Raw genomic sequence first — 15,081 nt, forward strand, 5'->3', positions numbered from 1 at the left:
TTGACAATGTGTTGGTGTATTGATGAACGCAATACTTTGATTATAATTAAACCTTGCGGAAACGTGAGGTTTTTTTGTTCTATTTTATTTATTTGAAAGATTTTGCAAAAAAAATTCAACATTAAGATTTTGGTTAAGGAGTTAAGATGATTAAGATCCCTCACCGAAATTGAAAACTAAAATATGACTCTTATGTTTAAACAGTAAATAAAAACTTTTTGATTGTTTGGTGAAATTTTTTACTACTTTTAAATAAAAAAAATTGGACGATTCAAATTGTACTACCGAAGTCATCATCATTGGCGGCGGTTTGGCAGGTTTAACAGGCGCGATTCACCTTTCAAAAATGGGAGTTGGCGTGATTGTTATTGAAAAGAATCACTATCCAAAACACAAAGTCTGTGGCGAATATATTTCCAATGAAGTTATTCCCTATTTTAAATGGCTTGAGATTGATGTTGAAGATTTAAAGCCGACTCATATTAAAACGCTGCAATTTTCATCAGAATCCGGAAGAAACATTGCAACCAAACTTCCGCTCGGCGGTTTTGGAATCAGCCGTTATACTTTAGATGAATTCCTTTATCAAAAAGCACTTTCCCAGAATTGCGGGATTCTCGAAGATCAAGTCAATGAGGTGAATTTTAAAGACGATTTTTTTGAAGTTCATTTGGCTTCCGGCAAAGTTGTGACTTCGAAAGTCGTTTTGGGCGGTTTTGGAAAACGCTCTAATTTAGACCTGAAAATGAAACGCAATTTTGTAGAGCAGAAATCTCCATGGTTGGCGGTGAAATCTCATTATAAAGGTAATTTTCCGGATGATCTTGTTGGCCTGCATAATTTTAAAGGCGGTTATTGTGGTGTTTCGAAAGTGGAGAATAATTTGCTCAATATCTGTTATTTAACTAATTTTAAATCGTTCAGGAAATTTAAAAATATTGAAGAATTCCAGGAAAAAACAGTTTCTCAAAATCCTCATTTAAAAAATATTCTGGAAAATTCTGAATCTGTTTTTGAAAAACCTTTGACCATCAGTCAGATTTGTTTTGAGAAAAAAGATAATGTAGAAGATCATGTTTTAATGATGGGCGATACTGCCGGTTTAATACATCCGTTGTGCGGAAATGGAATGGCAATGGCGATTCACAGCGCAAAACTGGCATCGGAAGAAACCATCTCTTTTTTAAAAGGTAAAATTTCCCGCCCGCAAATGGAACAGAATTACACTGAAAACTGGAACATAAATTTTAAACAACGATTGTGGTATGGCAGGTTTTTAGGTAGTATTTTAGAACATTCAAAACTTTCTGAAGTTTTGACTAATTTATTAACCTATTTTCCTTTCTTACTTCCAATAATTATTAGAAAAACCCACGGAAGAGAAATCAAAATGACTCAAAATTAATGGCTTTAGACACCACGCACAGAACAGATTTAGAAGAATCAATGGACGATTTTTCGATGGATAACGACGGATTGGTAACCGCTTTGGATGACATTGCGCGAATCAATCAGTTGCTCGGCGGAAATTCGATTACTTTAAATGGCGTTAAAAATTTAATTAAAAACTTTCCAAAAGACCAAACCATTACCATCATGGATTTCGGTTGCGGAAGCGGCGATATGCTTCGAATGTTGTCCAAATTTGGAACGAAAAACAATATTAAATTTAAACTGATCGGCATCGATGCCAACGAAGCCACGATTCGCCACGCCGAAAAATGCTCCACCGAATTTGAAAACATTTCCTATTTGGCAGAAGACATTTTCCTCTACGATTTTGCAAAATACAAAATTGATATCGCCCTGATTACATTGACTTTACATCACTTTAAAGACGATGAGATTTTAAAAATACTGCGTGTTATTTTAAATTTAGTCAAAAAAGGAATCGTTGTGAATGATTTACAGCGAAGTAAATTAGCGTACCGTCTTTTCCAAATAATTATCTTTATCTTTAGGTTAGAAAAAATGACCGCAAATGATGGATTGATTTCAATTTTAAGAGGTTTTAAAAGAGAAGATTTAGAAAAATTTTCAAAAAAATTAGCATTAAAAAAATACAGCATCCAATGGAAATGGGCTTTCCGCTACCAATGGATTATTGAAAAAATATGAGTGTAAAAATAGTTACCGTTGCCAAGCAACTGCCAAAATATTCCCGAAAAACTACCGAAGTTTTACCTTTTCTAGATCTTTGGTTAGAAGGTCAGGAAAGCCGTTTCGTACGGAAAGTTAAAAAAATCTTTGAAGGCGCCGCCGTCGATGAAAGATATTCTATAATGGATCCCGCAGAAGTTTTCACCGCCACTTCGTTTGAAGACAAAAATGATATTTACGCCCGTGAAGTTGTTATTTTGGGCGAACAGGTTTTGGAAAAAGCGTTAAAAAAAGCCGGTTGGAATCCGCAATCGCTGGACTATATTATTACCGTAAGTTGCACCGGGATTATGATTCCGTCATTGGATGCTTATCTGATCAATAAATTAAATCTTCGTCAGGACATTGTCCGTTTGCCTGTTACCGAAATGGGTTGCGCAGCCGGAGTTTCCGGAATTATTTATGCGAAGAATTTCCTGCAGGCAAATCCGGGGAAACGCGCTGCAGTAATTGCGGTCGAAAGTCCGACCGCGACTTTTCAACTCGATGATTTCTCCATGGCAAATATTGTAAGCGCTGCGATTTTCGGCGACGGTGCGGCGTGCGTTCTGCTTTCTTCCGAAGAAAATGCGGAAGGTCCGGAAATTCTTGCGGAAGAAATGTATCATTTTTATAACAACGAACACATGATGGGTTTTAAACTCACCAATTCCGGTTTGCAGATGATTTTGGATATCGAAGTTCCCAACACGATCGGTGAACATTTTCCAAATATTATTCATCCATTTTTAGCCAAACAGCATTTGGAAATTAAAGATATCGATCACCTGATTTTTCATCCGGGCGGAAAAAAAATCGTTCAGATGGTCGAGGGATTATTTTCCGAGTTGGGCAAAAATATTGATATGACAAAAGAAATTTTACGTTTGTACGGAAATATGTCGAGCGCTACCGTTTTGTATGTTTTAGAAGAAATCATGAATCAGCAACCGCAGAAAGGCGAAAAAGGTTTAATGCTCAGTTTCGGCCCAGGATTTTCTGCACAAAGAGTTCTAATGCAATGGTAAAAAGATTTGAAAATACAGGTTACTGGACTTTAATTCTGGGCGGAAGTTCAGGATTAGGTTTGGCGTCTGCAAAAAAACTAGCAAGCGAAGGAATGAACATCTGTATAATTCACCGGAATCCGCGTGCTGAAATGGAAATGATTAATCGTGAATTTGCGAAGATTCAAAATGAAAATATTCAATTTTTAAGTTTAAATAAAGACATTTTAAATCTGCAACACCAGCAGGATATTTTATCGGAATTAAAAACAGTTGTAGGAAAAGAAGGCAAAATTCGTTGCCTTTTACACAGCATCGCGAAAGGAAATTTAAAACCGATGATTGGTTCAGAGCATGAAAGTCTGTCCACCGATGATTTCAGTATCACGCTTCATGCGATGGCGACGAGTCTATACGATTGGACAAAACTACTGTTTAATGAAAACCTCTTCGCGGAAGACGCCAGAATCCTCGCTTTTACAAGTGAAGGAAGTACAAAACCAATTCACAATTACGCAGCAGTCTCTGCCGCGAAAGCCGCTTTAGAAGCAATTTCCAGAAACATTGCTTTGGAATTTGCGCCTTTTGGTTTGCGATGCAATTGTATTCAAGCCGGAGTAACAGATACACGGTCTTTACAAATGATTCCCGGAAGTAAAGAAATAAAAGAACAGTCGAAAAAACGAAATCCTTTCAAAAGATTAACTACAGCGGAAGATGTCGCGGATGTGGTGAGTTTATTGTGTCAGGACGAAGCTTCCTGGATCAACGGTTGCGTAATTCCCGTGGATGGTGGCGAACATTTAGGATAAAATGAATACTAAAGAAATTTTACAGAAATTACCTTATACTACTCCATTTCTATTTGTGGATGATTTACTGAGCGTTGACGAAAATGGTGCGACCGGCACTTTTACTTTTAATGAAAGTTTAGATTTTTTCAAAGGTCATTTTAAAAATAATCCGGTCACGCCCGGCGTCATTTTAACCGAATGTATGGCGCAGATTGGACTGGTTTGTCTCGGAATTTATCTGGTGGGAAATGATTTGACTGAAGAAAGTCAGATTGGTCTAACTTCAACAGAAATAGAATTTTTAAAACCCGTTTTTCCTAATGAAAAAGTCACCGTGATTTCAGAGAAAATTTATTTTAGATTTAATAAATTAAAATGCAAAGTGAAGATGCTGAATGAAAAGAACGAAATTGTTTGTGAAGGAACAATTGCCGGAATTATTAAAGTCAATTAATATGGAAAGAAGAGTTGTCATCACAGGTTTAGGCGTCGTAGCTCCGAACGGAGTCGGTTTGGAAGATTTTAAATCAGCTTTAAAAGAAGGCCGCTCCGGAATTCAGTTTGACCAACAATTAGCCGACTTGCAATTTTCGTGTCAGGTTTCCGGAACGCCGCCCATCGATAAAGAACATTTAAAGAAATATTTCACCGATTTGGAATTAAGAAATTTCAATTCGACCGGAATTATGTACGGCGTCATCGCAGGTTTAGATGCCTGGAAAGATGCCGGTTTGGAAATTTCAGACGGCGAAAATCCCGATTGGGACAGTGGAACCATTTTCGGAACCGGGACTTCGGGCATCGAAAAGTTTCGGGAAAGCATTTATAAAATAGATGCACTTCAAACAAGGAAATTAGGAAGCACGGCCGTTTCACAAACCATGAACAGCGGGATTTCTGCCTATTTGGGCGGAAAATTAGGTTTGGGAAATCAGGTCACCACCAATTCATCGGCATGTACAACCGGAACAGAAAGTATTTTAATGGCTTTTGACCGTATAAAATCAGGAAAAGCAAAAAGAATTCTAGCGGGCAGTACGAGCGATTCGGGACCGTATATTTGGGCGGGTTTTGATGCCATAAAAGTCTGTAATTTTAAATCGAATGATCATCCGGAAAAAGCCTCGCGACCGATGAGTGCTTCTGCAGCAGGTTTTGTTCCGGGAAGCGGCGCCGGAGCTTTGGTCATCGAAGATCTGGAATCGGCTTTGGCAAGAAATGCGAAAATTTATTGTGAAATTCTCGGCGGAAATCTTAATTCTGGTGGTCAACGGGGCGGCGGAAGTATGACCGCCCCGAATTCTGTGGCCGTACAAAAATGCGTAAAAGATGCAATTTTAGAATCTGGAATTGAGCCAAAAGACATCGATTATATCAGCGGACATTTAACTGCGACTTCAAAAGATGCAACAGAAATTAAAAATTTAGCTGAAGCCCTGAACCGTTCCGGCAAAAATTTCCCGTATATCAATTCACTTAAAGCTTTGACCGGACACTGCCTTTCCGGTGCCGGAAGTATTGAAGCCGTGGCAACTATTCTGCAGCTGACTGAAAATCTTATTGCTCCGAATATCAACTGCGAAGATCTAAATCCGGAAATTACTTCAATCATCGATGCAGAATGCATTCCGCAGAAATTTTTAGAAAAAGAACTCAATATCGCGGCGAAAGTTAGTTTTGGTTTTGGCGATGTAAACGGATGTGTTATCTTTAAAAAATATTCTTAAAAAATTTCAATACGAAAATATGAACAAGGAAGAGGCTATTCAAAAATTAAAAGAGATTGTAAAACCTTACGTGAAAGAGGCGGAACTTTTAAAAAACATTAATGAAAATACAGATTTCATTAATGATCTCAATATTAATTCTGCTAATTTAGTCGATGTCGTTTTAGATGTGGAGGAAGTTTTCGATATTGAAATCGACGCGGCATCGATGGAGAAAATGCGGGATGTAAAATCTGCGCTGGCGGTCATCGAAGAGAAATTGGCGATAAAATAAACCTTTAAACCAAAGAGTAAAATATTAAATGTTGAAATTAATTTTTAATTTTCAACGGTTTTTTATACACTTTTGATCAACTTCAGAACCTGTTTAAATTCTAAAAAGTTGCCTTTTTTGCTCTTGTGGAGATTTTCCTTTTTAGATTTTCTTTGGTGCCTTTTGCGTTTTAAATATTTTCATCATTTTTAAAGAGGCTCTTAAAGAATACAAAACTTCTATGTTTTTCAAGTCAAAAAACAGCTTGAAAGCGCCAATATTTTCAACTTATCCACATTTCCACAACCAACAAATTAACTTGTGTAAGCAATAAGTTTTCTTTATTTTCGTTGATTAAATGTGGAAAAGCAAATTCCTTAAAACCTTCCGAAAATCAGGAGTAAATGAATTCAAAAAAAATCTTAATTGCCACGGCAATATTCTATTTCGGCTTATCCGAGGCTCAGCAATCTCAATACTTCAGCGACCGCGAAAACTACCGCTTCAACTTAGCGGAAAACCTTTACCAAAATAAAATTTATAACGCTTCTCAGTTTGAATACGCACGGCAGTATTTCTACAACGAAAATCTTTCGAATTCAAAAAAAGAAGCGGCCCAGTTTTTCGATAATGTCATCGGTGTCATTTTGCGTAAAAATCATGCGGAAGAAGGATTGGATGCATTTATTAAACAGTATCCGAACTCGGCCTATTTTGCGCAGGCGAATTTACCTTTGGCGGATTTTTACTTAGCTCAGAAAGATTTTGATAAAGCCTTAGAAACGTTGAAAAACGTGAATCAGTATCAGCTTTCAAAAGAAGAAAATACGCAGTATATCATGAAACTCGGTTATGCGAAATTCATGACGGGCGATTCTCAAGGTGCGATTGAAGCTTTGGAAGAAGCTTATAAAACCACAGATGGTTCCGATAAAAACGACATCGCTTACATGTTGGGACATCTGTATTATGCAGACGGGCAGAATGATAAAGCGTTTTCTTTTTTCGATCAGATCAAAGATAACGACAAATATGCACGCGTTGTAAAACCGTATTATGTGCAGTTGTATTTCAATAATAAGGATTATGACAAAGCAATTATAGAAGGAAATGCGTTGCTCAATGAAAATATTTCTGCTGATTATAAAGCGGAAGTTCACAAGATGATTGGCGAAAGTTATTTCATGAAAGGCGATTACAGTTCGGCTTATCCTCATTTGAAAATTTATTTGGAAAGCAAGGGAAAACCTTCTGAAAGTGATTTGTACGAAATGGGATTTGTTTCGGCGCATCTGAAAAAATACGATGAAGCCGTTTCTTATTACAATCAATTATTGAACAGCAATTCGGCGACTTCACAAAATGCATATTATCAGTTGGGAAATGCCTATCTGGAAGTCGGTAAAAAACAGGAAGCGCTTTCTGCGTTCCGTTCAGCGTATCAGATGACTTATGATCCGAAAGTGCAGCAGCTCGCTCATTTGCAATACGCTAAACTGAGTTACGAACTCGGAAATCCTTTTGAATCAGCTTCAAATGTGATTCAAAGTTATATTACCAAATATCCGAAAAGTGCTGACACTGCGGCCATGAAATCTCTTTTGGTGAAATCTTATCTGTATTCAGGCGATTATAAAGGAACTTTGGCTGCGATTGATAAAATGCCGAATTCCACACCGGAAACCGATAAAATCGATCAGGAGGTTTCCTATTTGTTAGGAACGGAAGAATTTAATAAAGGAAATCTCGATGCCGCCGAAAAATACTTTCTGCGGAGTTTAGAATTTAATATCAATAAAGAATTCAATTCACGAGCGCTGTATTGGTTGGCCCAGACATATTATCAGAAAGGAAATTATGCTTCTGCAATTACGCGTTTTGAAAAACTTCAAAATACAGATTTTCCGGAAAAACAACAGTTGAACTACGATTTGGGATATGCTTATTTTAAATCAAAGAAATTTGATAAGGCTAAAGAATATTTCAAAGCTTATTTAAATAATCCAAAACCGGAATTTAAAAATGATGCAGAACTTCGTTTGGCAGATACGCATTATGCGAATAACGACCTGAATGAGGCAATCGCTATTTACGATAAAACAGAAAATGCCGACGATTATACTTTGTTCCAAAAAGCCATGGCTTTAGGATTCAAAGGTGATACGGTGGCGAAAATCGCCGAACTGAAAAAATTGCTTGCGCAGTTTAAAAATTCAGAATATTTCGATGACGCACAGTATGAAATTGCAACGTCTTATGCGGCAAATGATGATTTCAAAAACTCGAATGATTATTTTACTCAAGTCATAAAAACCAGTACGGATAAGGATTTGGTAGCCAATGCCCAGATTTACCGCGCCCAGAATTACATCGATCAGAACGAAGATGCAAAAGCTTTATCTGAATTAAAGTCGCTCGGAAATCAGTATAAAAATACGGCATTTGCCAGTAAAATTGTTCAGGCTGCGCGTCCGCTTTTTATTAAAAACAATGATGTTTCGGGATATCAGAATTTCGCCCAAAGTTTAGGCGTGAGAATCGATGCGTCTGAAATCGATGAAATTAATCTGAACCGTGCGAAAACTTTCTATGCCAGTAAAGATTATAAAAATGCTATTCCGCTTTTTGAAAAATATTTAACGCAGAATCCAACCGGTGAAGGTTTGTATCAGGCGCAATATGAATTGGGCGAAAGTTATTTCCAGACGCAGAATTCCGCCAAAGCATTATTGGTTTTACAGGAAGTTGCAAATGTTCAGAATGATTATCAGGAAGATGCGCAAACCAGGGTTGCACAAATTTATTTAGCGCAGAATAATACGAATGAAGCCAAGAAATATCTGGTCTCACTTTCGAATTCGACCAATGTCAACGTGAAAAATTTTGCCAATGTCGAATTAATGAAAATTTATTCTGACGAAAAAGATTTCAAAAAAGCAGAAATGCTGGCTGATTTAGTGTTGCAGAATCCTAAAAATTCTGCCTCGGTGAATGAACAGGCAAAAGTCATCAAAGCCAGAAGCTTGATGAACAACGGAAAAGATAACGACGCAAAAACAGCTTATGCGGCTTTAGAAAAATCTTCGAATACCGAAGTTGCGGCGGAAGCTTTATACGCAAAAGCTTTTTATCAAAACAAAGGAAAAGCCTTTAAATCATCGAATGAAACCATTTTCAAGCTGGCCAATAATTATGCTTCCGAAGAATTTTGGGGTGCAAAATCTTTGGTTTTAATGGTTAAGAATTACATCGGTTTGAAAGACAATTATCAGGCGAGTTACACCGCTGATCAGATTATTGCCAATTATGGCGATTTCCCGGAAATTGTCGCCGAAGCGAAAGATTTAAAAAAGCAAATTAAAAAGTAAAATTAAATTGTACAAAGTATTATGTACAATGTAAAACGTATCGACATTGTACACTCCACATTTTACAGTAATATAAAAACAATGAACAAGACCATTCAACATATATTTTTCCTCGGTTTACTATTTTCCTCGACCGCAGTTTTTTCCCAGATCAAAGAAGAGAAATTGATTTTGGACCGAAAGCGTGAACCGGAAGTAAAGAAAATCGAAAAGAAAAAAACATCCGTCGAAGCAGAGAAAAATTATCCGCCGCAGGAAAAATCCGCGAATCCGCCGACGTACGACATTACCAATGTTCCGGCGTCTTCAGATTTTAAAACTTCGCTGATTCAGGGAGAAGATATTTCGCCGAAATTCGATGCCGAATATCAAAATAACTATTTCCAGCTTGGAATGGGAAATTACGGAAAAATTCTTGCCGATGGAAATATTTCCACCAAACTGGAAAACGGAATGGAAGCCGGTGGCGACGTTCATTTCCTTTCTACAAGCGGTCTAAAGAAAGTTTATGCCTGGGATTCCAAACAAAGTACTGCGAATATTGGCGCCTTTCTAAATTCTTATGGTGAGAAAGGAAAATTCAGCGTGAATGCAGATTATGGTTTAAACGATTATAATTATTACGGAATTTATGCATTAGCTCCGGCTTCAAACAATGTCGATTTAAAGCAGAAAACCAACCGTTTTAAAGTAAACGGTTACTACGATTTTTATTCCAATGAAATCCTGAATGATGTCCGCGTGAAATCTTCTTTCCTGAGCGATCATTTTGGAGCGAAGGAAAATCAGGCTGAAATTTTGGTGAATTTATCAAAGCACGGCGTAGAATTGCCAAGTTTTGATGATGTGAATTTCAATGCGGATCTGGGTTTAAATTTAGAAACCGTAAAATCTGATTTTGAATTGCTTACTAAAAATTCCTCTCAATTTCTCAATGCGACTTTAGCACCGAAAATGACTTTCTTTAAAGGAAAATCTTATTTGATCATCGGTTCGGATTTTTCATTTTTAAATGCAAAGAATTCAAATATGACTTTAGCAGAAGAGGTGAAAAATAATAAAACCTATTGGTTCCCAAAAGCAGAACTGCAGTTTGCAGCCGCCGATGAATTCAAGTTTTATGCTGGGATTACCGGTGGTTTACAATTAAATACTTACGCCGATTTACTGGAACAAAATCCTTATTTGGTTTCGGACCAGGAATTGCGTGCGACAGAAACAAAATATAAATTCTACTTTGGTTTGCGGGGCGATATTGATCAGAATATTAAATACGATTTCAGCGCAGGATTTGGAAAAATGAATGATATTCTTTTCTTTAAAGCAAATAATTTGTTTAATGTAGCCGCTGAATATAACCGTTTGCCTTATGATTATGCCAACACTTTTTCATCTGTTTACGATAACGGAACTGTGAGTGAGGCAAAAGCGAGTGTGCAATATTTTCCATTGGCGAATTTGGCGCTGGATGCAGAATTAAAGTTTGAGAAATATAATCTTGAAAATTATGAGAACATTTACAATAAACCTTTGGTAAAAGCCAGTTTGGGTGGAAAATATTCGATGTTGGACAAAAAACTGAATTTGGGAGCGAAAGCGATTTTTGCGACGGATCAGACAACCAATTCATTTGAAGTAAATCATGAAGCAATTGATCCTAATTTTCGCGCTCTGGAAAATAAAAATGACAAAATTGGTGGATTTGCTGATTTAAATTTGTCCGCAGAGTACAAAGTTCACAAAAATTTCAGTATTTTTGCACTCGGAAACAATTTACTCAACACCCAGTATCAAACTTACAAAGGTTATAAAGTTTTGGGAGCACAGATTTTGGGAGGAGTGAAGATAAGTTTTTAAAAAAATGAGCAATGAGTAATGAGCAATATTACTCATTACTCATAAAAAAAGGCTGCGTAGTTCAACTGGATAGAATATCAGATTTCGGCTCTGAGGGTTAGGGGTTCGAATCCCTTCGCGGTCACACAAAAAGGATAAAATTAATTTTTTATCCTTTTTTTGTTTTTTAGGACTCTCATTTATTTTACAATTTCAATCTTTCTGAAATGCGCAACAAACAAAACGACAAAACCGGTTATGGTTTTGTCGTTTTAATGATGATTAAATCAAGTTATTAATTCAACCTCGATATATAATAAATGTGTTTTTTTTAAATGAATCTGAAAAGATTAATTATTGGTTACTGCCAATTTAACCTCAATATTATTTCTTGTCGCATTCGAGTAAGGACAAACCTGATGCGCCTTTTCTGTGAGCGACTGTGCTTCCTCTATCGAAACGCCGGGAATATTTCACTTCTTATTTTCTACTTTGTTTAAAATTTTATCGACTGTTATTTTTAATTCGAGCAGATCTTCATCTGAAAAATTGAGTCTCTCTTTCATCTTGCCCGGAATTGCACAAGCCAGTTTTTGCAAATCCTTTCCTTCTTGGGTTAAAAAAACTTGCACTACACGTTCATCTTCCTTTTTTCTGTTTCGCTGCAAAAAAGATTTTGCTTCCAGTCTTTTTAATAAAGGCGTCAAAGTTCCACTGTCCAGATACAGTTTTTCACCGATTTGATTTACCGTTAAACCTTCTTCTTCCCAAAGTACCATCATCACTAAATACTGAGAATAGGTAATATCCAGTTCATCTAAAAACGGCCGGTACATTCCCGTAATCTCTTTGGCGATGACGTACAGCGGAAAACAAATTTGATTTCCCAATTTTGGAGTATCCTGATTTTCCATAAGGCAAAAAGAAGGTTTAATTAAATAACTTATTTTTGAATGATAAATTCCTCCATCGGAATTCTCACTTTTTTCATGTGAGAAAGATAATCTTTTTCGATGTCTCTATAGCCTAAATATAAAAGACTGACACTTTTTAAACCCAGTTCTTTCAAACCTAAAATTTCATCTACAACCTCATTGCTGAAACCTTCGGCTGGTGTGCTGTCAATCTTTAATTCTGCAGCTTGAGCCATCGCTAAACCAAGAGCAATATATGTTTGACGAGCGGTATGAGCGAAATTTTCATCCGCAGTTTGAGCGTTATAAATTTCTTTCAGTTTATCGGTATAACTGCCGAATCTTCCTCTTGGTAATTCTCTCACATCGGTGTGGTAATCGTAAACTTTATCGATTTTTTCATCAGAGTAACGGTCCCAAGCTGCAAAAACAAGAACGTGAGAAGAATCTCTCATCACTTCAGGATTCAGCGCGCCCTGCACCATTTTTTCTTTCAGTTCCTGATTTTCTACCACAATCACCCGGAAAGGCTGTAATCCCGATGAAGTTGGCGCCAGTCTGGCCGCTTCTAATATTTTATTTAAATCTTGCTCTGATACTTTTTTTGCAGGATCGTAAGCTTTTACGGCATGTCTCCATTTTAAATCTTCCAGTAATGACATATTTTGTATTTTAAATGATTATGTATTTTCGAACCGCAAATATATCAAACAATTATATTGTGTGCAATTTAATTACGATTAAATTCTTACTGTGAATTTTCGCTGTCTTTCGTGGTTTTCTTAAATAGGGTTATTTCGCCCTTTTTAGATTAATTAAATTTTCTAAATTTGCATACACACAAATGCTATGAAAAAATTTACCTTTTTTCTGATTACCCTATGCGGTATTCAGATATTTTCGCAGATTACTATCACAAAGGATAGTTCATTCGGAAACAACGGCGTCTTCACTGCCAACTTCCATTCCAACCAAACCGTTCTCAACAGTAATGTTCTGGTTTTGCCCAATAATGCGATGCTGTACATTATTAATACCGCGAACAGGAATTATATCCTCAAGCTGCATCCGAACGGGACTTTAGATTCAGATTTTGCTGACAATGGCAGGTTGGAATTCGGAGAAAATAATTTTCTCAATGCTGTTTTACAAGGCAATAAAATAATCGTTTATTTGGGGCCAAAACCGCTTGATTATAATACTTACGGAGATTCGAAAATCTTGAGATACCATCTCAACGGAACGCTGGACAGCACTTTTGGGAACAACGGCGTTATCAATGAAGTTACGGAAAGTACAAATCCACAATCACTGAGCGTTTTGGTTCTTGAGGATCAAAGTTTAGTGGTGACCAATTCCAACAGTATTTATCCGAAAAAATTTACAGTTGATGGCCGGCTGGATACTGGGTTTGGAAGTAATGGCGAAATAATTTATAATTATTACTTTCCGCTTGGCCAGTCCTCGACCGGAAAAATTGCCACGTGTGATGTGAGTTCTCTTTCTTCCTCGGTGTATTCATTTTATAACCTCAATGCTCTGACTGCTAACACTGTCTTGAATTTAAATGAGAAAGAATGCCACCAATACAATGGTTTTCCGTTGCAGAACAAAACCAATACCTCTACAAGAATGACCAGCAGTGGAATGGTGCATTCCGTTTTTCAATATCAGAATTATCCGCTTCCGGATTTCAGCAGACTGGTGGTGATCAGGAATGAGCAGTTAGATCCTGATTTTAATGCAAAAGGGTTTGTGACTTCTGAGAACTACGAGCAATTTTTAGATTCAGGTTTTGCAGATAATGTATTTTTCATTTTAAATCAGAAAGGAAATGAAAAAGCGCTCAAGGCCTATTCTCAAAGCGGAACTTCTTTAAAAATTAACAGCCAGAGAGATTTTAATCTTCTTTCGGGGCACGAAATTGAGATCAAAGACAATTATATTTTAGTGAATTCTATACTTCCCGATGATTATCAAAATCTGGTCCGGGTGAAAATAGAAAAATTTTTAATCTCAAAAGAACAGCTTTCGACTTCTAATAATACACTTAAGAAGATAGAAGTAGAAAATCCCATCAAAGATTTTTTAAATATTACAAATGCCGAAAACGCTGAAAGTTTTGAGATTTACAATGTGGAAGGAAGAAAGATTTTAGCTTCCCGAAATTTTAAAAACATCAATACTGCAAATCTTCCAAAAGGAAATTACATCCTAAAAATGAGTATGAAAAACGGAGAAATATTTTCAAAAAAACTCATTAAGAATTAAAACCGTTCTTTTAATTATAATTTTAAACTTAATATTTAAAATTCATTTCAAAATTTTATCAAACAAAAAACCGCCTGAAAAATTCGGACGGTTTACTCTTTTAAATAAAAATATTTTATCCCATTTTTTTAGCATCAGCAACAAACTGCGCTAAACCTTTATCGGTCAATGGATGATTTAATAAATTAAGAATCGAATCTAATGGCGAAGTGATCACATCGGCACCGATTTTTGCACAGTTGATGATATGCATTGGCGACCGAATCGACGCTGCAAGAATTTCTGTATCAAACATATAGTTATCGAAAATAATTCTGATTTCTTCGATCAGGTTCATGCCGTCTACTGAAATATCATCTAATCTTCCGAGGAAAGGAGAAACGTAATTCGCTCCAGCTTTTGCTGCCAATAAAGCTTGACCGGCCGAGAAAATCAAAGTACAGTTGGTTTTAATTCCTTTGTTGGAGAAATATTTCAACGCTTTAATACCGTCTTTAATCATTGGAATTTTCACCACGATATTTGGGTGAATTGCTGCTAATTCATCGCCTTCCTTAATCATTTCTTCATAAGTGGTACTCAGAACTTCGGCAGAGATATCTCCGTCAACAATTTCGCAAATGGTTTTGTAATGGTTCAAAATTGCGTCTTTCCCACTGATTCCTTCTTTGGCCATCAGTGATGGATTGGTGGTAACTCCATCTAAAATCCCTAAATCCTGTGCTTCTTTAATTTGCTCCAGATTAGCAGTGTCGATAAAAAATTTCATATT

The 15,081-nt window shown here is 36.6% G+C and carries 13 protein-coding genes, 1 tRNA gene and 1 pseudogene; 11 read left to right on the top strand and 4 right to left on the bottom strand.

Features of this window, described 5'->3' with window-relative positions; genetic code table 11:
- Window positions 1-262 precede the first annotated feature (262 nt).
- The 10 genes from QF004_RS05045 (at window position 263) to QF004_RS05090 (ending at window position 11,269) form a co-directional block, all read left to right on the top strand.
- Window positions 263-1,405: an NAD(P)/FAD-dependent oxidoreductase gene (locus QF004_RS05045; protein WP_307423489.1), complete on the top strand. Its 1,143-nt coding sequence runs from the start codon at window positions 263-265 to the stop codon at window positions 1,403-1,405.
- Window positions 1,405-2,118, top strand: coding sequence for a methyltransferase domain-containing protein (locus tag QF004_RS05050; RefSeq protein ID WP_307423491.1), 714 nt, complete (start codon window positions 1,405-1,407; stop codon window positions 2,116-2,118). Before QF004_RS05045 ends, QF004_RS05050 begins: the two co-directional genes overlap by 1 nt.
- Window positions 2,115-3,167, top strand: coding sequence for a type III polyketide synthase (locus QF004_RS05055; RefSeq protein WP_307423493.1), 1,053 nt, complete (start codon window positions 2,115-2,117; stop codon window positions 3,165-3,167). The genes QF004_RS05050 and QF004_RS05055 overlap by 4 nt, the downstream gene beginning before the upstream one ends.
- Complete coding sequence (locus QF004_RS05060; protein ID WP_307423496.1) at window positions 3,161-3,958, top strand: SDR family oxidoreductase; 798 nt, start codon at window positions 3,161-3,163, stop codon at window positions 3,956-3,958. The genes QF004_RS05055 and QF004_RS05060 overlap by 7 nt, the downstream gene beginning before the upstream one ends.
- Before the next feature lies 1 nt (window position 3,959).
- Window positions 3,960-4,394 carry a 3-hydroxyacyl-ACP dehydratase FabZ family protein gene (locus QF004_RS05065; protein ID WP_307423498.1) on the top strand — a complete coding sequence of 145 codons (435 nt, stop codon included), beginning with the start codon at window positions 3,960-3,962 and terminating at the stop codon, window positions 4,392-4,394.
- Between the two features lies 1 nt (window position 4,395).
- The gene (locus tag QF004_RS05070) at window positions 4,396-5,667 is read left to right on the top strand and encodes a beta-ketoacyl synthase (protein WP_307423501.1); all 1,272 of its coding nucleotides are present in this window, start codon (window positions 4,396-4,398) and stop codon (window positions 5,665-5,667) included.
- 19 nt (window positions 5,668-5,686) lie between these two features.
- Entirely contained in the window at window positions 5,687-5,941 is a 255-nt protein-coding gene (locus tag QF004_RS05075; RefSeq protein ID WP_133438434.1) for a phosphopantetheine-binding protein, read from the top strand.
- 383 nt (window positions 5,942-6,324) lie between these two features.
- A complete protein-coding gene (locus tag QF004_RS05080) occupies window positions 6,325-9,288 on the top strand; it encodes a lipopolysaccharide assembly protein LapB (protein WP_307423504.1) in 2,964 nt (987 codons plus the stop codon).
- A gap of 81 nt (window positions 9,289-9,369) precedes the next feature.
- Window positions 9,370-11,145 carry a TonB-dependent receptor gene (locus tag QF004_RS05085; protein WP_307423507.1) on the top strand — a complete coding sequence of 592 codons (1,776 nt, stop codon included), beginning with the start codon at window positions 9,370-9,372 and terminating at the stop codon, window positions 11,143-11,145.
- 50 nt (window positions 11,146-11,195) lie between these two features.
- Window positions 11,196-11,269, top strand: a tRNA-Arg gene (locus tag QF004_RS05090).
- 205 nt (window positions 11,270-11,474) lie between these two features.
- Here QF004_RS05090 and QF004_RS05095 read toward each other — a convergent pair.
- The 3 genes and pseudogenes from QF004_RS05095 to QF004_RS05105 form a co-directional block, all read right to left on the bottom strand.
- A pseudogene (locus QF004_RS05095) lies at window positions 11,475-11,597 on the bottom strand (organic hydroperoxide resistance protein); the annotation flags it as partial.
- Entirely contained in the window at window positions 11,598-12,038 is a 441-nt protein-coding gene (locus tag QF004_RS05100) for a MarR family winged helix-turn-helix transcriptional regulator (RefSeq protein ID WP_307423510.1), read from the bottom strand.
- A 29-nt stretch (window positions 12,039-12,067) separates the two neighbouring features.
- Complete coding sequence (locus QF004_RS05105) at window positions 12,068-12,700, bottom strand: NAD(P)H-dependent oxidoreductase (protein ID WP_307423513.1); 633 nt, start codon at window positions 12,698-12,700, stop codon at window positions 12,068-12,070.
- Window positions 12,701-12,887: 187 nt separating this feature from the next.
- On the opposite strand from QF004_RS05105, the gene QF004_RS05110 reads away from it, so the two are divergent.
- The gene (locus tag QF004_RS05110; protein WP_307423516.1) at window positions 12,888-14,309 is read left to right on the top strand and encodes a T9SS type A sorting domain-containing protein; all 1,422 of its coding nucleotides are present in this window, start codon (window positions 12,888-12,890) and stop codon (window positions 14,307-14,309) included.
- Between the two features lie 115 nt (window positions 14,310-14,424).
- Here QF004_RS05110 and fsa read toward each other — a convergent pair whose 3' ends face one another.
- Window positions 14,425-15,078, bottom strand: a complete 654-nt coding sequence (fsa, locus tag QF004_RS05115) for a fructose-6-phosphate aldolase (RefSeq protein ID WP_133438441.1) — start codon at window positions 15,076-15,078, stop codon at window positions 14,425-14,427.
- Window positions 15,079-15,081: the final 3 nt, after the last annotated feature.

Origin of the sequence: Chryseobacterium sp. MDT2-18 (genome assembly GCF_030815285.1) — a bacterium.
Classification (GTDB): domain Bacteria; phylum Bacteroidota; class Bacteroidia; order Flavobacteriales; family Weeksellaceae; genus Kaistella; species Kaistella salivictor.